This window comes from Streptomyces caeni (genome assembly GCF_042678285.1).
Taxonomy (GTDB): domain Bacteria; phylum Actinomycetota; class Actinomycetes; order Streptomycetales; family Streptomycetaceae; genus Streptomyces; species Streptomyces caeni.
On the sequence record NZ_JBHUDX010000058.1, the window covers coordinates 1 to 22263 of the forward strand.

Sequence of the window (22263 nt, forward strand, 5' to 3'; positions counted from 1 at the left end):
GGTGCCGGCCCCCGGCCCGGCGGAGGACACCACCGGCGCACCCCGCCCCCTGCGCCGCCGCGTCCGGGGCGCGACGCTGCGCAGCACCGCCGATGCCGCCCGCCAGGCGGCGCGCCCCGCTCCCCGGCCGGCCGACGCGGACGCGGTCCGCTCCGCCCTCGAGGAGTTCGAGGCCGCGGTGGAGCGCGCGCACCGCGACAGTGCCGGCCAGACCGCCCCGCACGACAGACGCGACCAGAACCACCTCACGGAAGGAGCGGAGCAGTGAGTACGCCGACAGGTGACACTCCGGCAGGCGGCACCACGCGGGCCGACCTGCAGGCCGCCGCAGCCGACTTCACCTGGCTGCTCAACCGTTTCGCCACCGAGACCGCGGGCGTCGTCGACGCCATCGCCGTCTCCTCCGACGGACTGCTCATCGCCGTCTCCGAACTGCGCGAGCAGGCCGACTCGGAGCGGCTCGCCGCCATCGTCTCCGGCATCACCAGCCTGGCCGCCGGCGCCTCGGGCAACTACGGCCTCGGCGGCCTCAACAAGGTCATCATCGATCTGGAAGGCGGGCACGTGCTGGTCTCCGCGATCGGCAGCGGCGCCGTGCTCGGCGTGGTCACCGACAAGGAGGCCAAACTGGGCAACATCGCCTACGAGATGACCCTGTTCGCCAACCGGGCAGGTGCGGCGCTCAGCCCCCAGCTCGTGCTGGAGCTGAAGAACAGCGTCGGCGCCGCGTCGACGGGGTGACCGGTTTCCACCCGGTCGAGGAAGGAAGTACCGCCCATGGCGGACGGCCGCACTCCGCGAAGTGCCGGCGAGGACGGCTTCTCGCCCCCGGGCCCGCCGGACCCGGTCGGTCCCGCTCCCGCCGTACGGCCGTTCCTGGTCACCGCCGGCCGGGTGGCGCCCACCGCGTCCGGCCGGCCGGTTCCCGTCGAGACCCAGGTGGTGGCCACCGCCCTGGGTCTCCAGACCCTCGAACGGCTCTCGTTCGAGCAGCACGACATCGTCGCCGCCTGCCGGCAGCCGCAGTCCATCGCGGAGATCGCAGCACGGCTGCGGCTGCATCTCAACGTGGTCCGCGTCCTCGCCGAGGACCTGCGCGCCGCGGGGCAGCTGACGGTGCACGTGCCGCACACCGACGTCACGCACGACGCTTCCGTCCTGCGCAGGGTTATCGATGGCCTCCGCGCCATCCCCGACTCCCGGGGGGTACTCCGTGACACCGACTGAACCCGTCGCCCTCGGCACGGCGGCGCAGACCGCCGAACGGCCGCCGCTGCCGGTCAAGATGGTGATCGCGGGCGGCTTCGGCGTGGGCAAGACCACCGCCGTCGGCTCGATCTCCGAGATCGAGCCGCTGACCACCGAGGCGGCCATCACCGAGGTCGCGGCGGGCGTGGACGACCTCACGCACACCCCGCGCAAGACCACGACGACGGTCGCGATGGACTTCGGCTGCATCACCATCGACCCGACCCTGAAGCTGTATCTGTTCGGCACGCCCGGCCAGGAACGGTTCGGCTTCATGTGGGACGACATCGTGGAGGGCGCCGTCGGCGGACTCGTCATCGTCGACACGCGCCGCCTCGACGACTGCTACGCGGCCGTGGACTACTTCGAGCACCGGCAGATCCCGTTCGCGGTCGCCCTCAACGCCTTCGACGGCACGGTGGAGTACGACGTGGACCAGGTCCGCTGGGCGCTGGACGTCTCCGAGCACATCCCGGTGGTCGTCTTCGACGCCCGGGAGCGCGGTTCGGTCCGCGACGCGCTGCTGGTCGTCCTGGAACTGGCGCTGGCCCGCACGGAGGGATGACGCGCGGGGGGCCGGCACCCGGTCCCCCGCTCCGTCAGTCGCTCCGTCGCACCCCCGGGGACACGACCGCCCGCGTCACCGCCCAGAACACCGCGAGCGTCACCAGCGCCAGCACGGCCACCAGGGTCGCCCCGCCCACGACCTTCTCGTAGTTCCTCTGGTAGAGGCCGTCCACGATGTACCGTCCGAGGCCGCCGAGACTGACGTAGGCGGCGATGGTGGCCGTCGAGACGATCTGGATGGCCGCCGAGAGCAGACCGCTCATGATCAGCGGCAGCGCTACCGGCACCTCCACCTGGAAGAGGATCCTCGGTTCCGTCATGCCCATGCCCCGCGCGGCGTCCACAGGGGCCGGGTCGAGGGAGCGCACCGCCTCGTACGTGGTCACCAGGATCGGTGGGACGGCCAGGACGACCAGCGGGATCATCACCGGCAGCAGTCCCAGCCCGAGCAGCACGAACATCAGCACGAGCAGACCGAAGCTGGGCAGCGCCCGGGCGGCGGTGGCGATGAGGGCGAGGACGTTGCCGCCGCGCCCGGTGTGACCGGTGAGCAGACCGACCGGCAGCCCGAGGGCGGCGGCGATGCCGAGCGCCTCCAGCGAGTACTGGACGTGTTCGAGCAGACGGTGCGGAATGCCGTCGTAGCCGTGCCAGTGGGCGCTGTCGCTGAAGAACGCGTGGACGAAGTGCAGTACGTTCACCGGACGGTGTCCTCCAGGGCGGGGGCGACCGGCTCGGGCCGTCCGGTCGCCGACCTCGGTCCGCCGCCCGCCCCGCGCGGCATCCAGGGCGTCAGCAGGAGCCGTACGAGCACCAGCGCGGCGTCCACGAGCATCGCCAGGACGGCCGTGGTCACCACGGAGTTCACCGCCAGCACGGGCCGGTGGTAGAACATCGCGTCGGCGAGCAGATTGCCGAGCGCGCCCTGGTTGCCGATGAGGGTGCCGACGCTGACGAGGCTGATGCTGGACACGGTGGCCACCCGCAGGCCCGCGACGATGGCGGGCACGGCGATCGGCAACTGCACCTGCAGATAGCGGCGTACGGGTCCGAAGCCCATGGCGCTGGCCGCGGCCAGCGTCTCCTGCGGCACCGAGCGCACGCCCTCCACGATCGCCGGGACGAGCACCACCAGGCTGTAGACGGCCAGCGGGATCATCACGGTGAGCTCGCTCTGGCCGGTGTAGTCGATGAGGACGACGAAGAACGCCAGCGACGGGATGGCGTACAGAACCGTCGTCACCCCCAGCACGGGCACGTACAGCCAGCGAAAGCGCACGCACAGCTGGGCGAGCGGCAGGGCCGCGGCCAGGCCGGCCAGGACCGGCAGCAGGGCCTCCCGCAGATGCAGCCCGATCAGACCGAGCCAGCTGTGCTGGAGATCGCTCGGGATGTCGAAGAACCCGCTCATCCGGCGACCTTCTGGTCCGGGATGCCCGCGGCGTGGGCGCTGCGGATCGCCTCGCCGATGGTCTGCTGGGAGACGACGCCGACCACGCGGCCGGTACCGTCCACGGCCACGGACCAGCCGGTGGGCGAGAGCACGGAGCCGTCGAGCGCGGCGCGCAGCGAGTCCTTGCCGTACTCGAACGGCCGCCCGTACGGCAGCAGCCGCTCCGCCTCGATGCTCCCCGCGACCAGGTTCCCGGGCTCGCTCCAGCCGAGCGGCCTGCCGTCGAGGCCGGTGACGAGCAGATACGGCACCCCGGGCATGGAGCGGGAGGCGATCTGCTCGGCGGTGGAGTCGACGGCGACGATCGGCGTCGTCTCCAGCCGGAGGCTCTGCGAGGTGAAGAACGACAGCCTGCGGATGCCGCGGTCCGCGCCGAGGAAGTCCTCCACGAACGCGTCGGCCGGCGACGACAACAGCTCGGCGGGCGGCGCGAACTGGGCGAGCCTGCCGCCCGTGCGCATCACGGCGACCTTGGTGCCGAGCCGGATCGCCTCGTCGATGTCATGGGTGACGAAAACGATGGTTTTGCCCAACTCGCCCTGGATCCGCAGAAGTTCCTCCTGCAGTCCCTTGCGCACGACCGGGTCGACGGCGGAGAAGGGCTCGTCCATCAGCAGCACGGGCGGGTCCGCGGCGAGCGCGCGCGCCACGCCGACGCGCTGCTGCTGTCCGCCGGAGAGCTGGTACGGGTACCGCTTGGCGAGCGACGCGTCGAGCCCCACGCGCTCCATCAGCTCCCGGGCGCGTGCGCGGGCCCGGTCCTTGCTCCAGCCGAGCAGCCGGGGCACGGTCGCGATGTTGTCGACGATGGTCCGGTGCTGGAAGAGCCCGGCGTTCTGGATCACGTACCCCATGGACCGCCGCAGGGAGTTCACGGGCTGCCGGCTGATGTCGACGCCGTCCAGGGTGATGACGCCCTCGCTCGGCTCGACCATCCGGTTGATCATGCGGAGGGTCGTCGTCTTGCCGCAGCCCGAGGGGCCGACGAGGACGGTGATCGAGCGGCCCGGGATCTCCAGCGACAGCCGGTCGACCGCCACCGTGCCGTCCGGGTACCGCTTGGTGACTGAATCTATCCGTATCAAAGCGCCGAATACCCTTCGGGTGTGGCAAGAGGCGGCCCGATCACGGCCGTTGTCGCGCGGGCCGTTGCCGGGAAAGTCTAGACGCCGTGCGGAGCGGCACCGCGGCCGGACGATGCACGAGAACCCGAAAGGGTGGTACGCCGGCCCCGGATCCTCCCTGGGCCGATCGACACTTCCGCGGCCCGTGGTTCTCCCGGCACGGCGTCCGCTTGTTCAGCCGTGGGCGGGGCCGGGCGACGTGCCCCGAGACGGCGACGAAGGGCGGGGCACATGGACACCGTGCACGACCGCGTTCCGCGCGCGGACGGGATGCCGCGTCCCCGCGCCGCTGCCCTCGTCGCCCGCGTCACCGCCCTCGACCGGCTCACGCCCGGCCACTCGCAGTGGTGGACCCGCAGGGTCCTCGACCGCTTCCAGGCGGGCGGCCCCGAAGAGCACCCGCACGCCTTCCGCCGGACGCCGCACGGACGGGCCCGGCGGACGGCGGTGGTCTGAGCGGCGGCGCCGGCTCGGCCGTCGCCACCCCGACCGGCCGACCCCACCGGCGGCCCCGCGAGCGCGCGCTGCGCCGCGCCCGGTGGCAGGGCACCCGATCGTGCCGCCTCGGTGTGACAGAAGAGCGCCGCCGCACGCTGGGGCAGTCGGCATGAAGAAGAACTCCGCCAGAAACGACGACATGCCTGACTACCAGTGGGCAAGGATGGATACGGGCATGGGGAACAGACCAAGCCGGGGCAGAACGTTCGGCCCCCGGCTCGCGTACCCCCGCGGCCATGTGCGCGGGGCCGGCGGCGAGGTCCAGGGCGCCACAGCGCCCCTGGTCACCCGCGCGCTGACCGAGAACGCCCTCACCCCGGAGTCCGAACGGCGGGCGACGGCCGCGTTCCGCGCCGCCCGTGACGCCGGCGTGCACAAGGGTGCGCACACCCGGCGGCGCGACGACTGGCGACCACACGCGCGGGGCGGGGTGCGGTGCCGGTGAGGGCCGCACGGGAGTGGGGCGGCCACCGGAAGACCGGCGGCTCACTCCTCCTCGGTCCGCAGAGCCGGCCGGATCGCGGCGGTGACGGTGGGGTCTGACTCCCGGCAGGCGACCATGCGCGCCCACGTGCCCAAGTCGCCGCTGCCGAAGGCCGGGTGCGGACAGAGCCCGCGCCTCCGGCTCTTGTCGACGTCTGTGCCCGCACTCGGGCGTCCCGTCCGAGTCGCTGGGGCAGCCGTACTCCGAGAGCTGCGCAGACCGGACGGATTCCCTGATCCAACCGATTCGTGCGGGTCCGGAGAACCGGGACATCCCTCTGGACCGGGAGACGGCTCCGCGCCCGACCGCGTCGAACCGGACGGATGTCCGGCGGGCTCTGGAGCAGCGGCGTCAGGCGCAGTACACGGACATGGTGCGCGACCTGCCGGTGCTGATCGACGAGTCGGCACAGACGGTGCGCACCGAACCGGCGCGCGAGGGGCTCCGCACCACATGCGTCCGAACGAACGCGTGTACGACGTTTCTTCGTTATGATCACGCCCGGCAAGGCCGTAGCGCAGTGGTCGTCGCGCCCACGCAGCAAGCTGGAGGACGTCGGTTCGAATCCGACCGGCCTTGCCGCCTTTTGCCATGGAGGAACGTCGATCGGTGTCGGTTCGTCCTGCCGCGGGCGGAGGACGGCACCGTCCCTGCCGGTGGCCGGGGACCGGCCGGGGACCGTGGAGTGGTGATGACACAGCAGACGCCCGTACGCTGCCCCGCGATCGAGCACCCGGACATCCCCCTCGCGGATCCGGTGCTCCTCGACCCGATGCTGAACCGGCTCGCCTCGCCGGATCCGGTCCGGTCCGACGTCTCCTTCCCCCTCGGAACGCTGCGTGCGGACGGCCGGGTCGACCTGTGCAAGCAGGGCCTCGGACCGGGCGGGGCCGCCCGGGTGTTGCCGGTGGCCGCGTCCTCGCCGCACGCCGTCCACGTCCTGCTCGGCACCAACTCCATCGGGGACGACGGCGCACGCACGGTGGCCGGCGCCCTCACCGAGGGGCACGGCCTGCGCACGCTCTATCTGGGCTGCAACCGCATCAACGCCGAGGGCGCGGGGGCGCTCGCCGAGCGGCTGGCGGCGGACGACACCGTCCGCGCCCTGTGGCTCAAGCGCAACCCGGTCCGCGACGACGGCGTCCGCGCACTCGCCGCCGTGCTGCGCCGCAACACCGCCCTGCGCACCCTCGATCTGGTCAACACGGGGATCACCACCGACGGCCTGTCCGCACTGCTCGCCGCCCTCACCGGGCGGGCCCGGCCCCTGGAACGCCTCTTCCTCGGCGGCAACGGGCTGACCCCCGAGGCCGCGCCGCTCCTCGCCGCCCTCGTCCGGGACGCGGGCGTCCGCGAGCTGTACCTGCCGGCCAACCACCTCGGCGACGAGGGCGCGACCGCGCTGGCGGCCGCGCTCGACCCGGCCCGGCCGGTACGCCTGGGGCTCGGCGGCAACGGCATCGGACCCTCCGGTGCGCGTGCCCTGGCCGATGCCCTGGGCGGGATCGAGACGCTCGACCTGGGCCGGCCGCCGTCCGAGCGGAGCCTCGGCGCCCCCGCGAACACCATGGGCGACGCGGGAGCCGCCGCGCTGGCCACGGCGCTCGCGGGCAGCCCGCTGCGCCGGCTCGAACTGCGCCACACCGGCCTGACCGGCCGGGGAGCGAAGACTCTCCTCGCGGCCGTGCGCGACGACTCGCCCCTGGAGTACGTCGGGCTGGGCCCCGGCCTGCCGCGCAAGGTGAAGCAGTCCTTCAACCGGCTCATGCGGCCGGCCTCCCGACCGCATCCCGATCTGCACGCGATAGGGAGTGCCTACCGTTGAGCCGATTTCCCCCCGCCGAGGCGGCGGACTGGCGGCGGATACGCCGTTACGCGGTGCCCCGGTGGATGATCGAGCGCGCGACCGCGCGCCGGCTGGCCGGTGACTGGGCCGGCGCCTGCGCCGCGGCCGCCGTGGACGTGGACTTCGAACTGCCCCGGATCGCCGGGAAGTACGGTGCGGACGTCGCCACCGCCGTGGCCGACGACCTCCATCACTTCGCACCGGACCTGCTGCGGTGGCACCTTCCGCGGCTGCTGGGCGGACGGACGACGCTCGCCCCCAACCTCACCGTGCTGCTCTCGGGCCACCATCCGCCGGGCCGGGGCGGGGCGCCGTACCTCTACGTCCTCACACCCGCGATGACCGAGGGACCCCAGCGGCTGACCCTGCGGTTCGGGCAGCTGGGAGAAGAACACCGCCCGGGCGCCGCGGACATCACCACCGAGGACTGGACGACGGCGCGGCACCTGTGGGACGTACGCCATGCCGCCGAGTTGCGCGAGCACTGCGGCGGCAACGCCGAGAGACCGCCGTTCCTCAACGCCGACGGCACCCCGCGCCCGCCGTCGGAGCTGCCCCGCTCGGACCCCGGCGACGATCCGGCGGAGCGCGCCGAGTGGGCCGCCCTGCTGCACGAGGAGGGCGAGGTCGAAGCGGCCTTCGCCGCCGCGGGCGTCACGGCGGATCTGACACCGCCGCCCTCCCGCGGCTGGTACCACACGGACCCGAAAGCCCTCCTCGCCGCACGGCCGTTCAGTCTGACCCGGCTGGAGCCGGGGATCCGGCGGCTCGCGGAGGCAGGAGCCGGGAACCGCTTCCGGATAGCCAACGGCTGGCGAAACTCCATCCTGCTGGAACTGACGGACCGGACCGGCCCCGGCGGCGGACTGCGGGTCAGTGTCGTCCAGGAGGACGACAGTCCGGTCATGCCTCGGGCGCTGTGGCGCGAGCTCCCGGACCTCGGGCTGCTGCGGTCCGGCCGGCTCGCGCCGGCGCAGCTCCACCCGCTGGTCGGCGCCGCGCTGTTTCCGTCGCTTCCGGTCCCCAAGGGCCCTCCGGGACCGGAGGCACCCGTGCCGGTGCGGGTCAGGTGCCGCGGCTCCTGGCACCGGGTGCTCTCCCGCGGCGGCCGCCTCGACGTACCGCACGGCGAGGAGGAGCAGCAGCGGGAGCGGGCCATGCGCGCCTTCGGCGGCGCTGTGGCCGGCTGCTTCGCCGTCCAGCAGGCGTGGACATCGGGCACCGGGCGGCTGCCCCGGGCCCTGCGCGACCAGCGGCGGGAGCTGTTCCTGCGCGCCCAGCACGGCGACACCCCCGGAGTGCTGGAACTCCTGGATGCCGGGGTCGATCCCCGGATCCGGGACGGGGCCAGGCGCGGCCTGCTGCACGTACTGAACCTGCTCGACCACGAACCGCTGCTTCCCCGGCTGCTGTCGGCGGGACTCGATCTCGAGGGCAGGGACCACCGCGAGCGCACACCGCTGTGTGCCGCGGTCGGCCACGGCGGTTCCGTGGCCCTGGTGGAGGCGTTGCTCGCGGCCGGGGCCCGGATCGACGTGGTCGACACCATGGAGCTGTCGCTGGCCCAGGTCATCCGCAAGTACAAGCGGCACGACCTGGCGTTCCTGCGGGAGCGCGTGGAGAAGGAACATCCCGGTATCGGCGCCGACTGGTGGGAGGAATGGGAGCAGTGAGCGCACCCGACAGGAGCGCCGGAGGCCGCGAGGCCGCCGGCCGCGATCTGCCCGCCCCGCTCGCCGCGGCCGACGACCTGCGGCGCAGGCTGCGCGGCTCGCGCACGGAGCCGTCCGCCAGCCCCCAACTGGAGACGCTGGCGCTCGCGGTGACCGCCAACCAGCCGGTCCTGCTGTGGGGCGAGCCGGGAATCGGCAAGTCGGCGGGCATGGAGCAGCTCGCCGCGGGCCTCGGGATCCGGCTGGAGACCGTCGTCGCCAGCGTCCATGAACCCTCCGACTTCGCCGGTCTGCCCGTCATCGGTGACGACCCGGCGACGACCGGTGTCCCGATGGCGCCGCCCGACTGGGCGGTCCGCCTGGCCCGGGCCGGGCACGGTCTGCTCTTCTTCGACGAACTGTCCTCGGCACCGCCCGCCGTCCAGGCGGCGCTGCTGCGCGTGGTGCTCGAACGCCGGGTGGGCAGCCTGGTCCTGCCCGATGCGGTGCGGATCGTCGCCGCCGCCAACCCGCCGTCGAGCGCCGCCGACGGCTGGCACCTCAGCCCGCCGCTGGCCAACCGGTTCGTCCATCTCCACTGGACGCACGATCCGCGCACGGTGGCGCGCGGCATGGCCGGTACCTGGCCGGCGATGACCGTTCCGGTCGTCGATCCCGCCAAGGCCCCCGGCGCGGTCGCGCGGGCCCGCGGCGCCGTCTCCGGTTTCCTGACCGCCCGGCCCGGCCTGGTCCACCACATGCCGTCCGACGCGGAGAGCCGCGGCCGGGCGTGGCCGTCTCCCCGTACCTGGGAGATGGCGCTGGCGCTGCTCGCGGCCGGCTACGCGACGGGCGCCGGCCGGGAGTCCGTGGCCGCGGCGCTCGCCGGGGCCGTCGGGGACGGCGCCGGCATCGAGCTGCTGTCGTACCTGGAGCACCTGGACCTGCCGGATCCCGACCGCGTGCTCGCCGATCCCGGCGCCTTCGCCCTGCCCGACCGCGGCGACCGGCAGCTCGCGTTCCTGATCGCCGTGGTCGCGGCGGTCCAGAGCGACCTCACCCGGGAGCGCTGGGAGGCCGGATGGGCCGTCCTGGGCAAGGCGGTCGACGCGGGTGTGCCCGATGTCGCCGCGCGGGCCGCGGTCGATCTGGCGGCGATGCGCGACACCGACTGGCCGGTGCCCCAGGGCATCGACGGCTTCCTGGACCTGCTGCAGTTGTCCGGCGCCCTGCCCGGGCACGGCTGAGGCGACCGGATGGCGGAGCGCGGCCCCAGCCTGGACATGACGAAGCTGCTCGCCGCGCGGTACCGGGCGGCGAGCGAACGGCCCTACCTCGCCTCGGCGTTGTACGCGCTGACCGTCGTGCCGTCGGCCGAGGTCCCGACGATGGGAGTGGACCGGCACTGGCGCTGCTATGTGTCACCCGGCTTCGTCGAGCGGACACCCGTGGCCGAACTCGCGGCCGTGTGGGTGCACGAGGTGGCGCACCTGCTGCGCGACCACCACGGCCGGGCCGGGCGGCTTCCCGTCGCCGACCAGCGCGACCGGCACCGCGTGAACGTGGCGCAGGACTGCGAGATCAACGACGATCTCCTCGCCGACGGCCTGCCCCTTCCGGCCGGGCGGATGGAACCCAGTGGGTTCGGCCTGCCCGAGGGCCTGCTGTTCGAGGCGTACCTGGTCCGGTTGCCGCCCGAGGTGCGCTCGCCCGACTGCGGGTCGGGGGCCCACGGCCGTCACTCGCCCTGGGAGGCGACCGGGCCCGGCGGTCCCGCCCGGCTGGGGCCGGTGGAGGCGGAAGCCCTGCGGCGGCACACCGCCGAGGCCATGCGCGCCCACCAGCGCACCCGCGGGACCCTTCCGGCCGGGTGGCGGCGCTGGGCGGAGGAGGTCCTGGAACCCACGGTGGACTGGCGGCAGGTGCTGTCGGGTGCCGTCCGTGAGGCGGCCGCATGGGCCGGCGGGGCCGTCGACTACACCTACCGTCGCCCGTCCCGGCGCACCCCGGCGCTGCGTGGGGCCGTGCTGCCGAGCCTGCGCCGCCCGCTGCCGCGGGTGGCGATCGTCGTCGACACCTCCGGCTCGATGGGCGAGGGGGAACTCGCCGCGGCCCTGGGGGAGATCACCGGAGTGCTGCGCGAGGTGGGGGTGCGGGGCAACCGGGTCGCCGTGCTCGCCTGTGACGCCGATGTCCACGCCGTCTCCCGGGTGATGACCGCGGAGCAGGTCGCGCTGGACGGCGGCGGGGGCACCGACATGCGCGTGGGCGTCGAGGCTGCCCTCGCGATGCGGGACCGGCCCCGCATCGTCATCGTCCTCACCGACGGGTTCACCCCCTGGCCCGCGGAAGCCCCCTCCTGCCGTCTCATCGCCGCCCTGATCGGCGAGGATGCGCCGGCACCGCCCTCATGGGTGGAGACGGTACGCGTGGACGCGGGCGGCACCCCCGCCACCGGTGCCCCCGCGGGCCCGTGACGCGCGGAACGCCATGGCCGCCCGCCCCGGTGACCGGCCGCGGTCCGCGGTGTCCGGTCGCCGCCCTCCGGCACCGCGGCCTCCGGCACCGGCCTCCGGTGCCCGCCCCGGGCACCCGCCTCCGGGCGGACCGCGACGCGCCGTCCGCCGAGGGCGGTACCGTCCGTCGACCTCGTGATCCGCAAGGGCCGGACCGCCTACGGCAGTTGACGGAGTGTGTGACACCAGGCGTTGGATCGATCTAAAGATCACCGGCCCGGATCGCCGCCGACGAGACACTCCAAGCCGTCCGCGCCCTCTGCGGCAGACGGCCGACGGCCTTGGCCGGCCACCGCCGCACGAACCCACGGCACGAGTGCCGGGCATGGCGGCGGCGCCGTATCGGCCACCCACCGAATGCGGTACGTTCCAACAGGTCAGAGGCCATCCCTCGGCACCAGCGAGGGTAGGTGGGCGGGCCCGGGTCACCGGCGCCCCGGGCGGCGCGCCCAGCCCTCCCGGCCCGGTCGCCGGACGGGCCCGGCGTCATGTTCGCCAAGTTTTTCGTGCAGGCCCCCTTGACGGTCGGGGAGCCCGGCATTTAGATCGCTCCAACGCAGATTTAGATCGGTCTAAAAACCCGGTCGCGAAGGAGTGAACGTCATGGTCGACCGCTTCACCTACGTGGTCGTGGGCGCCGGTGCCGCCGGGTGCGTGGTGGCGAACCGGCTCAGCGCCGACCCGGATCACCAGGTCCTTCTCCTGGAGGCGGGACCGGCGGACCGGTCGCCGCTGATCCACATGCCGGTCGGCTTCACCAAGCTCACCAGCCCGAAGGTCAACTGGCGCTTCGAGACGGTCCCCCAGCGTCATCTCGGCGACCGCCCGATGTACTACCCCCAGGGGCGGACGCTGGGCGGCAGCACCTCCATCAACGCCATGATCTACATCCGGGGCCACCGCCTGGACTACGACGAGTGGCGGGACCTGGGCAACAAGGGCTGGGGCTACCAGGACGTCCTGCCGTACTTCAAGAAGTCGGAGGCCAACGAGCGCTTCGCAGACGGGTTCCACGGCACCACCGGGCCGATGAGCGTCGTCGAGCAGCTCATGCACAACCCCCTGACCAAGGCGTTCGTACGGGCGGGCCAGGAGATCGGCCTCCCCTACAACCACGACTTCAACGGCGCCGAGCAGGACGGCGTCGGCTACTACGACGTCACCCAGCGCAACGCCCGGCGGGAGAGCACCGCCACCGCGTTCCTGCGGCCCGCGCGGCGGCGCCCCAACCTCACCGTCGTCACGGAGGCGACGGCCACCCGGGTGCTGGTGGAGCACGGCCGCGCCGTGGGCGTCACGTACCTGCGGGGCGGGAAGGAGCACACCGCGTACGCCGAGGGCGAGGTGATCCTCAGCGGGGGCGCCGTGAACTCGCCCCGGCTGCTCCTGCTGTCCGGCATCGGGCCGGGTGAGGAGCTGAGCCGGCTGGGCATCCCCGTCGTCCATGAACTCAAGGGCGTGGGCAAGAACTTCCAGGACCACATGGACGTCTACCTCACGGCAACGACGGCCCCGGTCAGCTACAACCAGGAGGACCGCGCCGACCGCGCGCTGCGGCACGGACTGCAGTACCTCCTCTTCCGCACCGGCCCGGTCACCGCCTGTGTGGCGGAGGCCGGCGCGTTCCTGCGCAGCAGCGAGGAGGTGCGCTCGCCCGACATCCAGATCCACTGCCTGCCGGCGTACGTCGTCGACCACGGCCGGCAGCGCATCAAGGGCCACGGGGTCACGATCAACACCTGCAACCTCCGCCCGCGCAGCATCGGAGAGGTGACGCTGCGCTCGGCCGATCCCCTCGTCCCGCCCGCCATCGACCCCAACTTCCTCGCGGACCCCTACGACTGGGAGGTCTCGATGACCGCCTTCGAGAAGGGCCGCGAACTGCTGGCCACCTCCGCCTTCGCTCCGCTGATCAAGCGTGAGCACATGCCCGGCGCCCAGGTGCGCACCAAGCAGGAGATCCGCGCCTACATCAAGCAGTGGGCCAAGACCGACTACCACCCCGTCGGCAGCTGCAAGATGGGCGGCGACGACACGGCCGTGGTGGACACGGACCTGCGTGTGCACGGGCTGGCGGGGCTGCGGGTGGTCGACGCGTCCATCATGCCGACGCTGGTCAGCGGCAACACACAGGCGCCGTCCATCATGATCGGCGAGAAGGGTGCCGCGCACATCCTGGGCGAGGCATGAACGTGATGGCCGGTCAAGTCGACGAAAGGCGGCGGGGGAATGGGCAGGAATAGGGTCACCCTGGCGGACGTGGCGGCGGACGCCAAGGTGTCGCGGGCGACCGTGTCACTCGTGCTGAGGGAGAGTCCGCTGGTCGCGGACTCGACCCGGGCGCGCGTACGGGCCTCCATGGACCGGCTCGGGTACGTCTACCACCGCGGCGCCGCGAGCCTGCGCAGCCGCCGCTCGCACACCGTGGGACTGCTCGTCACGGACGTCTCCAACCCGTTCTTCGCCGAGCTGACCGTCGGCGTCGAGGCCGCCCTCGCGGACGCGGGCATCGTCGTGCTGCTCGGCCACAACTACGAGTCGACCGCCAAGCAGGCCGACCTGATGCGGGTGATACAGGAGTACGGGGCGGACGGCCTGCTGATCACCCCGGCGCACGACACCACCGCCGAGGACCTGCGTCCCCTGGTGACCGCCCGGGTGCCGCATCTGCTGGTCGTCCGCTATGTCGACGGCCATCCCGCGCCGTACGTGGGCGCCGACAACGTGGTGGGCGCGCGCGCAGCCACCGAGCACCTGCTGGCGCACAGTGCGCGCAAGGTCGCCTTCCTCGGCGGGCCCGAGCACTCCTCGGCCCGCTACGACCGGCAGCGCGGTGTGGAGGAGGCGCTGGCCGCCCGGCGGCGCACGCTCCCGGCGAGCAGGTCGGTGCCCAGCCCCGCGACCCGGCAGGGCGGGTACGACGCCGCACTCGCCGTGCTGCGCCGCAAGGACCGCCCAGACGCCATCGTGTGCTACAGCGACGTCGTCGCCTTCGGTGTCCTCCTCGCCTGCGAGGAACTCGGCATCCGTGTCGGCGAGGAGGTGCGCGTGACCGGCTTCGACGACATCACGGAGTCGGCCCTGCAGCACCCGGCACTGACCACCGTGGCCATCAGGCCGCGTGAACTGGGCGAACGCGCCGCCCAGTTGCTCATCAGGCGCATAGAGCGTCCGGACGGCCCCCCGGAGAGCGACGTGAGCGTGCCCCGGCTCGTGGTACGCGCCTCCTGCGGCTGCCGCCCCGAGGAACACAGTGAGAAGGAGACCGTATGAACAGGCCCCTGAGATGGGTCCTGGTCGGAGCGAGCGACATCGCCGCCACGCGGATGATCCCCGCGATGCGGGCGCTCGGCCAGGAACCGGTGGCCGTCCTCAGCGGCAGTCCGGAGCGCGGCCGGCGGTTCGCCGAGCGTCATCAGGTGCCGGTCGCGGCAAAGACGCTCGATCAGGCCCTGTCGGTGCCGGCGGACGCGGTGTACATCAGCACCACCAACGAGCTGCACCACGAGCAGGCCGTCGCCGCGACGACGGCGGGCCGGCACGTGCTGTGCGAGAAGCCGCTGGCGATGACCCTGGACGACGCCGCGGACATCGTCCGCGCCGCCCGCGCCGCCGGCGTGGTACTCGGCACCAACCACCATCTGCGCGCCTCGCCCGTCATTAGATCGATCCAAAGGATGGTGGCGGGCGGGCACGTCGGGCGGCCCCTGGCGGTACGCGTCCACCACGCCGTCGAGCTGCCGCAGCGCCTGCGCGGCTGGCGGCTGAAGAACCCGGCCGCCGGCGGCGGAGTGGTCTTCGACATCACCGTCCACGACGCCGACGCCCTGCGCTTCGTCCTCGGCCGTGAGGTGCTCGACGTGACCGCGACCGCCGTGAACCAGGGGCTGGCAGCGCCCGGCGTGGAGGACGCCGCCATGGCGGTACTGCGCCTTGACGGCGACGTACTCGCCTGCGCCCACGACGCGTTCACCGTCCCGCACGCCGGCACGGCGCTGGAGGTCCACGGCACCGACGCCTCGCTGCTGGCCACCGACGCGATGACCCAGGACCCCGACGGCGAGGTCGTGCTCCGCCGCGGCGACGCCACCACGCCCGTCGACGTCGGCCCCCGCGACGACCTCTACGTCACCGGCCTGCGGGCCTTCGCGGACGCCGTCCACGGCGAGGGCGAACCGCTGGCGACGGGCGCCGACGGTTTCGCGTCCCTCGCCGTCGCCCTAGCCGTCCGCGACGCCCTGCGCAGCGGCACCCGTACCCCCGTCATCCCCGTCAGCACCCTGGAGGGCGAGGCGCCGTGACCCGCACACCCGTGATCAGCGCGGCCGAGGCCGCCGCCCTCGTGCCGGACGGCGCGGTGGTGTCGGTCAGCTCCTCCAGCGGCCTCGGCTGCCCCGACGCCGTGCTGCGCGCCATCGGCGAGCGGTTCGGCGCGACCGGCGCCCCCCGGGGGCTGACCACCCTGCACCCCATCGCCGCCGGCGACATGTACGGCATCAGGGGCATCGACCACCTCGCCCGGCCGGGCCTGCTCAGCCGGGTGTTCGCCGGCTCCTACCCGAGCGGGCCGTCCTCCCTGGAGCCGCCGCTGATCCGCAAGCTGATCGAGGCCGGAGAGGTTCAGGCGTACAACCTGCCGTCGGGCGTGCTGTTCCAGATGCACCGCAGCGCGGCGACCGGCCAGCCGGGCGTCCTGACGACCGTCGGCCTCGACACCTTCGTCGACCCGCGCCGCGAGGGTGGCCGGATGAACACGGCCACACCGCAGTTCGTCCGCGTCGAGCAGTTCGACGGACGCGAGTGGCTGTTCTACCCGGCCATCGGCGTGGACGTGGCCGTCATCCGCGCCACCACCGCCGACGAGAACGGCAACCTCACCATGGAGGACGAGGGCTCGCCCCTCGGCGCCCTCGACCAGGCGCTGGCCGCCCGGGCGCACGGCGGCCTGGTGATCGCGCAGGTCAAGCGAATAGCCGAGGCGGGATCGCTGCCGGCACAGCAGGTACGCGTACCCGGCATCCTCGTCGACCGCATCGTCGTCGACGCCGAGCAGATGCAGACCACGCAGACCCCGTTCGACCCGGCCCTGGCCGGTACGCTGCGCCGCCCGCTGACGGAGGTGGAGCCCGCCGTGTTCGGGCTGGAGAAGGTGATCGCGCGGCGCGCCGCCATGGAGCTCCGCCGCGGCGCCGTGGTCAACCTCGGCTTCGGCATATCGGCCCTCGTCCCGAGGGTGCTGCTGGAGGAGGGCCGTCACACCGACGTCACCTGGGTCATCGAGCAGGGCGCGGTCGGCGGGTTCCCGCTCACCGGCTTCGCCTTCGGATGCGCGCTGAACCCCGAGGCGATCCTCCCGTCCGCGGACCAGTTCACCTTCCTGCAGAGCGGGGCGTTCCACACCTCCATGCTGTCGTTCCTGGAGATCGACGCCGACGGCAACGTCAATGTCTCCGCGCTGCCCGGCCGCTCCCACATCACCGCCGGCGTCGGCGGCTTCGCGGACATCACCGCCAACGCCCGCCACCTGGTCTTCAGCGGCTACTTCACCGCGGGCCGCAGCGACATCGCGATCGAGGACGGGGCGCTGCGCATCCGCCGGGACGGCACCGCGCCCAAGTTCGTCGAGGCCGTCCAGCAGGTCACCTTCAGCGGCAGCCGGGCGCGGGCCGAGGGCCGGCGCGTCACCGTGGTGACCGAGCGGTGCGTGATGAGGCTGCTGCCCGAAGGGCTGACGGTCACCGAGGTCGCCCCCGGAGTCGACGTCCAGCGGGATGTGGTCGAACGCGCGGGCTTCCCGCTCCGTGTCAGTCCTCGGCTCACCGTGACGGACGCCCGGCTGTTCCGCCCCGAGCCGATCGCACTCGACCTCGTCCCAGGAGACCGCCATGAGTGACACTCCTCCCCCGCCGCCCGAGGGCACCGTCCGGCTGGAACGCCACGGCGACACGGCCGTGATCAGCCTGGCACGGCCCGAGAAGCTCAACGCGCTGACCCCGGCCATGCTCGGGCAGCTGGCCGGGTGCGCCGACGCCGTCCACGCCGACGACACGGTCCGCGCCGTCCTGGTCACCGCGGAAGGCGACCGCGCCTTCTGCGCCGGGGCCGACCTCGGCGCCTTCGCGGACCACGACGCGCTCGCGGTGTGGCGGCACTGGGTGCACACCGGTCACGAGGCCTTCCGCAGGCTGGCGTCCCTGCGGCAGCCGACCATCGCGGTGCTCCAGGCCGGTGCCTTCGGCGGCGGTCTGGAACTGGCCCTGGCCTGCGATCTGCGGGTCGCCGCGGACACGGCGCGCCTGGGCCTGCCGGAGGTCGGCATCGGCACCCTGCCCGGCTGGGGCGGCACGGCCCGCCTCGCCGCGCTGATCGGCCCCGCCCGGGCCAAGCGGCTCATACTCACGGGTGACCTCGTCGATGCGGCGACGGCCCTGCAGTGGGGCCTGGTCGACGAGGTCGCGTCCGCAGGCCGGGTGCGGGAGACCGCCGATCGCCTCGCCGCCGCCATCGCCCGCCGCGGCCCCGTCGCGGTGCAGCTGGCCAAACAGGTGCTCAACCACGCCACCCCGTCCAGCGCCGAGGCGTTCGAGGCCCTCGCCGGGGCGCTGTCCGCCGCCACCGACGACCGCGCCGAGGGCCTGGCGGCCTTCCACGACCGGCGCACTCCCCGATTCCTCGGCCGATGAACCACTGGAGATCCCTGCCATGACCACCACCGACACCACGGCTCCGCGCCGCTATCCCCTGCTCATCGGCGGCGAGCACGTCCACGCGCCCGGCGGGCGGCTGTTCACCCGCACCAGCCCGGCCCACGACCGCGTCGTCGGCGAATACGTCGAGGCGACCGCGGAAGAGGTCGACCTGGCCGTGGAAACCGCCAGAAAGGCGTTCGACGACGGCCGCTGGCGGGACCTGCCCGGCATGGAGCGCGCCCGCGTCCTGCGGCGTGTCGCCGCGCTCGTGGAGGAACACGCCGAGGAACTGGCCCGCGTGGAGGCGCTGGAGAGCGGCAAGCCCGTCGCCCAGGCACGCGGGGAGGTCGCCACCACCGCCGAGCTGTGGTACTACGCCGCCACCCTGGCCCAGCACGCCTACGGCGACGCCCACAACGCCCTCGGCGGCGACTACCTGGGCCTGGCCCTGCGCGAGCCGGTCGGCGTCGCCGGCATCATCACCCCTTGGAACTTCCCCCTGCTGATCGTCAGCCAGAAGCTGCCCTTCGCACTCGCCGTCGGCTGCACCGCGGTGGTCAAGCCGAGCCAGCTGACGCCGGGGACCACCCTCATCCTCGGCGACCTGCTGACCGAGGCCGGCGTCCCCGCCGGTGTGGTCAACATCGTCACCGGCAGGGGAGACGTCGGGGCCCGGCTGAGCGAACACCCGCACGTGGACATGGTCTCCTTCACCGGCTCCACGGAGGTGGGCAAGAAGGTCATGACCGCCGCGGCCCGGACCCTCAAGCGGGTCGAGCTGGAGCTGGGCGGCAAGAACCCGCAGGTCGTCTTCCCCGACGCCGATCTCGACGCCGCCGTCGACGCCGTGGTCTTCGGCGTGCTGTTCAACCAGGGCGAGTGCTGCAACTCCGGCAGCAGGCTGCTGGTGCACCGCGACATCGCCGACGAGTTCGTCCGGCGCGTGGTGGAGCACGCCCGGCGGGTGGTGGTGGGAGACCCCCTCGACGAGACCACCAAGGTCGGCGCCATCGCCAGCGACGAGCAGCTGCGGGTCATCGAACGGCTCGTCGGCGAGGGCACCGAGGCCGGCGCCGAACTGCTGCTCGGCGGGCACCGCCTCGACACCCCCGCGGGACGGTTCTACGCCCCGACCGTCTTCGACCACGTCACCGCCGACATGTCGATCGCGACGACGGAGATCTTCGGGCCGGTGCTGTCCGTGCTGCGCTTCGGCTCCCTCGACGAGGCGGTCTCGATCACCAACTCCACCCCCTACGGCCTGTCGTCGGCGGTGTGGACACGGGACGTCGACACCGCCCTGGCCTACGCACGCCGCAGCCGGGCCGGGACGGTATGGGTCAACTGCTTCATGGACGGCTTCCCCGAGATCAGCTTCGGGGGCTACGGCGAGAGCGGCATCGGCCGCGAACTCGGACGGCACGCCATCGACGCCTTCACCGAGCTGAAGAGCGTGGTGGTGCACACCGGCCCACGGCGCAGCCCGTGGGTCCCCCTGGAAGGAACGGACAGACCATGACCGACACCGTCGCCGACGCCGCGCGGGGGCCGAATCCGCCCGCCTCGCTGCGCGCCGCGGCCGAACGCGCTCTCGGGGTCGCCCAGGAGAAGGTGGACCGGCTGGTCACCTCGCACGGCGACTTCTTCCCTCTGTACACCGAGAACGGCCGGTGGCACCACCAGAAGGAGTCGTGGACCAACTGGTGCGAGGGCTTCCTCGGCGGCCAGATGTGGATCTTCGCCGAGGTCACGGGCGATCCGCTGTGGCGGCGCCGGGCCGAGCACTACTCGCTGCTGGTGGAGGACCGCAAGCACGACCGGACCGTGCACGACCTCGGGTTCGTCTTCTGGCCCACCTGGAAGCGGTGGTACGACCTGACCGGCGACGCGTCCAGGAACGACGTCGTGGTGACCGCCGGGCGCACCATGGGCCTGCGCTACAACCAGGCGGGCCGCTACCTGCGGTCCTTCCTCGCCCCCGACAGCCTGTTCATCGACATCATGATGAACGTGGGCATCGTCTTCCACGCCGCTCAGCACAGCGAGGACGACGCCCTGCTGGACATCGCCCATCAGCACTGCCGCACCACGCGGCGCCATCTGGTCCGCGGCGACGGCAGCACCGCGCACGAGGGCGTGTTCGACCTGTCCACCGGCGAGTTCCTGCGCCAGAGCACCCAGCAGGGCTGGCGCGCCGACTCCTGCTGGGCGCGCGGCCAGACCTGGGCGCTGTACGGGTTCGGCACCTGTCACGCCCTCACCGGCGAGCGCGACTACCTGGACACCGCGATCGCCTGCGCCGAGCATTACATCTCCCGCACCGGGGACCGGCTCGTCCCGCCGAACGACTGGGACGAACCCGACCCCCGTCTGCCCTACGAGTCCTCCGCGGCCGCGATCGCAGCCAGCGGTCTGCTCCAGCTCGCGGAGCTGGTGGACGACGAACGGGCGGCGCGCTACCGCGGCCACGCGTTCGCCGCACTGGAACGACTGTGCCGGGAGGACTTCCTGGCCTCGCACGATCCGTCCTGGGAGGGCGTGCTCAAGCGCGCCTCCTACCACGAGTCCAAGGGACTCGGTGTCGATGAGAGCGTCATGTGGGGCGACTACTTCTTCGCCGAGGCGCTCCACAAGATCCTCGGCGGCCCCCTGACCGCCGTGTCCGGCCCCCGGCCGGCCGTCTGACGGTCCCCCCGCACGGCCGCGGCCGACCGCGCCGGCCACCGCCGCCGCGGACGGCGGCCGGCCTGTCCGCTCCCCTCCCCTTCCCCTCACTCCTTTCCCCTCCCCGGGCAACCCCCCACGCCCAGCCGCCCGCTGCCGTGGCACGCCCGCGCGTCCCCAGCCGGTGAACCCCGCACCCACCCGTACGCACAAGGAGCTCGACGACATGAGAAGGACGCCCCTGTGGGCCGTGGCGCTGACCGCCGCGGCCGCCCTGACGGTCACCGCCTGCGGCGGTGGATCGGTCGGCGGCAGTGAGAAGACCAACCAGGTGGAGGTGTTCTCCTGGTGGACCTCCGGATCGGAGGCCGCCGCCCTCGACGCCCTGATCGGCGACTTCAAGAAGGCCAACCCCGGCGCGACCGTCCGCAACGGCGCGGTCTCCGGCGGCGGCGGCTCCAACGCCCAGCAGGTCCTGCAGACCCGGCTGGTCGGCGGCAACCCGCCGGACACCTGGCAGACCCACCCCGGCAAGGCGATGAGCGAGATCCTCGACAACGGCCTGGCCCTCGACCTCACCGACGTCTACACCGCGAACGAGTGGACGTCCGTCATGCCGAAGCCGCTCATCGACGCGATGAGCCGCGACGGCAAGGTCTACGGCGTCCTCACCGGCGTCCACCGCGGCAACGTCCTGTGGTTCAACAAGAAGGTCCTCGCCGACGCCGGGATCAGTGTCGGCGAGCAGCTCACCCAGCAGGAGTTCGACCGCGCCCTGGACAAGCTCCGTGCCAAGGGCAAGACACCGCTGTGCCTGGGCGACAAGGACATCTTCGCCTCCGCCGAGGTGCTGGAGAACGTCCTCGTCGGCCGGCTCGGCGCCGACGGCTGGGACCGGCTGGTGAGCGGCCGCATGAAGTGGTCCGACCCGCAGGTCCGCGCCGCGGTGAAGGAGTACACCGGGCTGCTCGGCCGGGTCAACGGCGACCACTCCGCGCTGACCTGGGACCAGGCCGTCAAGCGGATGGCCGACGGCGGCTGCGCCTTCAACACCATGGGCGACTGGGCGTACGGCGAACTGGTCAAGGACGGCCAGCGCGACGGCGAGGACTTCGGGTACGTGCCCTTCCCCGGTTCGGAGCACGTCTTCGTCACCGTCGGCGACGTCTTCGTGGCCTCGGCCGCCGACAAGAACCCCGACCTGGTGAAGAAGTGGATCGCCTCGGTCGGCGGCAAGGAGAGCCAGCTGGCCTTCAACAAGGCCAAGGGCTCCACGCCCGTCCGCACCGATGTCGACGTGTCGTCGCTGGGTGCCTACCAGCAGGCGGCTGCCCAGGACTTCCGCAAGGAGACGCTGGTCAGCACTCTGGTGCACGGTGAGGCGACCTCGCCGCGCTTCCAGCAGTCCTTCTTCGACGCCGTCAACCAGCTCAACGCGAGCCACGACGTCGACGCCTTCGTCAAGGCACTCGACGGCGCCGCCGAGAAGTGACGCACGGCGTCCGCAGCGGGGTGTCCTCGG

Annotated in this window: 20 protein-coding genes, 1 tRNA gene and 1 pseudogene; 19 read left to right on the top strand and 3 right to left on the bottom strand. The window is 73.0% G+C overall.

The features are described from left to right. The 4 genes and pseudogenes from ACFSL4_RS21005 to ACFSL4_RS21020 all read left to right on the top strand — a co-directional run. A pseudogene (locus tag ACFSL4_RS21005) lies at positions 1–268 on the top strand (ATP-binding protein); the annotation flags it as partial. Further along, the gene (locus tag ACFSL4_RS21010) at positions 265–741 is read left to right on the top strand and encodes a roadblock/LC7 domain-containing protein (RefSeq protein ID WP_381085019.1); all 477 of its coding nucleotides are present in this window, start codon (positions 265–267) and stop codon (positions 739–741) included. The pseudogene ACFSL4_RS21005 and the gene ACFSL4_RS21010, both read left to right, overlap by 4 nt. A gap of 36 nt (positions 742–777) precedes the next feature. Continuing rightward, positions 778–1227 carry a DUF742 domain-containing protein gene (locus ACFSL4_RS21015; RefSeq protein ID WP_381085021.1) on the top strand — a complete coding sequence of 150 codons (450 nt, stop codon included), beginning with the start codon at positions 778–780 and terminating at the stop codon, positions 1225–1227. Then, positions 1214–1813, top strand: coding sequence for a GTP-binding protein (locus ACFSL4_RS21020; protein WP_381085024.1), 600 nt, complete (start codon positions 1214–1216; stop codon positions 1811–1813). Before ACFSL4_RS21015 ends, ACFSL4_RS21020 begins: the two co-directional genes overlap by 14 nt. 34 nt (positions 1814–1847) lie before the next feature. On the opposite strand, the gene ACFSL4_RS21025 is transcribed toward ACFSL4_RS21020, so the two are convergent. From ACFSL4_RS21025 to ACFSL4_RS21035, 3 genes are read right to left on the bottom strand one after another with little or no spacing between them, the layout of a single operon-like run. Further along, positions 1848–2516: an ABC transporter permease gene (locus ACFSL4_RS21025; protein WP_381085027.1), complete on the bottom strand. Its 669-nt coding sequence runs from the start codon at positions 2514–2516 to the stop codon at positions 1848–1850. After that, positions 2513–3226 carry an ABC transporter permease gene (locus ACFSL4_RS21030; protein ID WP_381085030.1) on the bottom strand — a complete coding sequence of 238 codons (714 nt, stop codon included), beginning with the start codon at positions 3224–3226 and terminating at the stop codon, positions 2513–2515. The genes ACFSL4_RS21025 and ACFSL4_RS21030 overlap by 4 nt, the downstream gene beginning before the upstream one ends. Next, positions 3223–4353 carry an ABC transporter ATP-binding protein gene (locus tag ACFSL4_RS21035; protein WP_381085032.1) on the bottom strand — a complete coding sequence of 377 codons (1131 nt, stop codon included), beginning with the start codon at positions 4351–4353 and terminating at the stop codon, positions 3223–3225. Before ACFSL4_RS21035 ends, ACFSL4_RS21030 begins: the two co-directional genes overlap by 4 nt. Positions 4354–4623: 270 nt before the next feature. On the opposite strand from ACFSL4_RS21035, the gene ACFSL4_RS21040 reads away from it, so the two are divergent. From ACFSL4_RS21040 to ACFSL4_RS21110, 15 genes are all read left to right on the top strand, one after another. Beyond that, positions 4624–4848: a hypothetical protein gene (locus ACFSL4_RS21040; RefSeq protein ID WP_381085035.1), complete on the top strand. Its 225-nt coding sequence runs from the start codon at positions 4624–4626 to the stop codon at positions 4846–4848. A gap of 217 nt (positions 4849–5065) precedes the next feature. Then, on the top strand, positions 5066–5335 hold the full coding sequence (locus tag ACFSL4_RS21045) for a hypothetical protein (RefSeq protein WP_381085038.1): 270 nt from the start codon (positions 5066–5068) through the stop codon (positions 5333–5335). 545 nt (positions 5336–5880) lie between these two features. After that, positions 5881–5953, top strand: a tRNA-Cys gene (locus tag ACFSL4_RS21050). Between the two features lie 112 nt (positions 5954–6065). Beyond that, a complete protein-coding gene (locus ACFSL4_RS21055; protein ID WP_381085041.1) occupies positions 6066–7199 on the top strand; it encodes a leucine-rich repeat domain-containing protein in 1134 nt (377 codons plus the stop codon). Beyond that, positions 7196–8893: an ankyrin repeat domain-containing protein gene (locus ACFSL4_RS21060; protein WP_381085044.1), complete on the top strand. Its 1698-nt coding sequence runs from the start codon at positions 7196–7198 to the stop codon at positions 8891–8893. The genes ACFSL4_RS21055 and ACFSL4_RS21060 overlap by 4 nt, the downstream gene beginning before the upstream one ends. Continuing rightward, on the top strand, positions 8890–10119 hold the full coding sequence (locus ACFSL4_RS21065) for an AAA family ATPase (RefSeq protein WP_381085047.1): 1230 nt from the start codon (positions 8890–8892) through the stop codon (positions 10117–10119). The genes ACFSL4_RS21060 and ACFSL4_RS21065 overlap by 4 nt, the downstream gene beginning before the upstream one ends. Positions 10120–10128: 9 nt before the next feature. Beyond that, complete coding sequence (locus tag ACFSL4_RS21070; protein ID WP_381085050.1) at positions 10129–11349, top strand: vWA domain-containing protein; 1221 nt, start codon at positions 10129–10131, stop codon at positions 11347–11349. Between the two features lie 642 nt (positions 11350–11991). Beyond that, the gene (locus ACFSL4_RS21075) at positions 11992–13578 is read left to right on the top strand and encodes a GMC family oxidoreductase (RefSeq protein WP_381085054.1); all 1587 of its coding nucleotides are present in this window, start codon (positions 11992–11994) and stop codon (positions 13576–13578) included. A 39-nt stretch (positions 13579–13617) separates the two neighbouring features. Beyond that, positions 13618–14661 carry a LacI family DNA-binding transcriptional regulator gene (locus ACFSL4_RS21080; RefSeq protein WP_381085056.1) on the top strand — a complete coding sequence of 348 codons (1044 nt, stop codon included), beginning with the start codon at positions 13618–13620 and terminating at the stop codon, positions 14659–14661. After that, on the top strand, positions 14658–15689 hold the full coding sequence (locus ACFSL4_RS21085) for a Gfo/Idh/MocA family protein (RefSeq protein ID WP_381085059.1): 1032 nt from the start codon (positions 14658–14660) through the stop codon (positions 15687–15689). Before ACFSL4_RS21080 ends, ACFSL4_RS21085 begins: the two co-directional genes overlap by 4 nt. Continuing rightward, a complete protein-coding gene (locus ACFSL4_RS21090; protein ID WP_381085062.1) occupies positions 15686–17281 on the top strand; it encodes an acyl CoA:acetate/3-ketoacid CoA transferase in 1596 nt (531 codons plus the stop codon). Before ACFSL4_RS21085 ends, ACFSL4_RS21090 begins: the two co-directional genes overlap by 4 nt. Beyond that, entirely contained in the window at positions 17274–18071 is a 798-nt protein-coding gene (locus ACFSL4_RS21095) for an enoyl-CoA hydratase/isomerase family protein (protein ID WP_381085065.1), read from the top strand. Before ACFSL4_RS21090 ends, ACFSL4_RS21095 begins: the two co-directional genes overlap by 8 nt. Positions 18072–18090: 19 nt before the next feature. Then, a complete protein-coding gene (locus ACFSL4_RS21100) occupies positions 18091–19596 on the top strand; it encodes an aldehyde dehydrogenase family protein (RefSeq protein WP_381085068.1) in 1506 nt (501 codons plus the stop codon). After that, positions 19593–20762, top strand: a complete 1170-nt coding sequence (locus ACFSL4_RS21105; protein ID WP_381085071.1) for a glycoside hydrolase family 88 protein — start codon at positions 19593–19595, stop codon at positions 20760–20762. Before ACFSL4_RS21100 ends, ACFSL4_RS21105 begins: the two co-directional genes overlap by 4 nt. Before the next feature lie 205 nt (positions 20763–20967). Further along, complete coding sequence (locus ACFSL4_RS21110) at positions 20968–22233, top strand: ABC transporter substrate-binding protein (protein ID WP_381085074.1); 1266 nt, start codon at positions 20968–20970, stop codon at positions 22231–22233. Positions 22234–22263 lie beyond the last annotated feature (30 nt).

Bases quoted from the DNA above. Each gene is read 5' to 3' on its own strand.
- ACFSL4_RS21105 (WP_381085071.1), top strand. From the start codon at position 19,593: ATGACCGACACCGTCGCCGACGCCGCGCGGGGGCCGAATCCGCCCGCC.
- ACFSL4_RS21040 (WP_381085035.1), top strand. From the start codon at position 4,624: ATGGACACCGTGCACGACCGCGTTCCGCGCGCGGACGGGATGCCGCGT.
- ACFSL4_RS21110 (WP_381085074.1), top strand. From the start codon at position 20,968: ATGAGAAGGACGCCCCTGTGGGCCGTGGCGCTGACCGCCGCGGCCGCC.
- ACFSL4_RS21080 (WP_381085056.1), top strand. From the start codon at position 13,618: ATGGGCAGGAATAGGGTCACCCTGGCGGACGTGGCGGCGGACGCCAAG.
- ACFSL4_RS21015 (WP_381085021.1), top strand. From the start codon at position 778: ATGGCGGACGGCCGCACTCCGCGAAGTGCCGGCGAGGACGGCTTCTCG.
- ACFSL4_RS21095 (WP_381085065.1), top strand. From the start codon at position 17,274: ATGAGTGACACTCCTCCCCCGCCGCCCGAGGGCACCGTCCGGCTGGAA.
- ACFSL4_RS21100 (WP_381085068.1), top strand. From the start codon at position 18,091: ATGACCACCACCGACACCACGGCTCCGCGCCGCTATCCCCTGCTCATC.
- ACFSL4_RS21085 (WP_381085059.1), top strand. From the start codon at position 14,658: ATGAACAGGCCCCTGAGATGGGTCCTGGTCGGAGCGAGCGACATCGCC.
- ACFSL4_RS21030 (WP_381085030.1), bottom strand. From the start codon at position 3,226: ATGAGCGGGTTCTTCGACATCCCGAGCGATCTCCAGCACAGCTGGCTC.
- ACFSL4_RS21075 (WP_381085054.1), top strand. From the start codon at position 11,992: ATGGTCGACCGCTTCACCTACGTGGTCGTGGGCGCCGGTGCCGCCGGG.
- ACFSL4_RS21070 (WP_381085050.1), top strand. From the start codon at position 10,129: ATGGCGGAGCGCGGCCCCAGCCTGGACATGACGAAGCTGCTCGCCGCG.
- ACFSL4_RS21045 (WP_381085038.1), top strand. From the start codon at position 5,066: ATGGGGAACAGACCAAGCCGGGGCAGAACGTTCGGCCCCCGGCTCGCG.
- ACFSL4_RS21055 (WP_381085041.1), top strand. From the start codon at position 6,066: ATGACACAGCAGACGCCCGTACGCTGCCCCGCGATCGAGCACCCGGAC.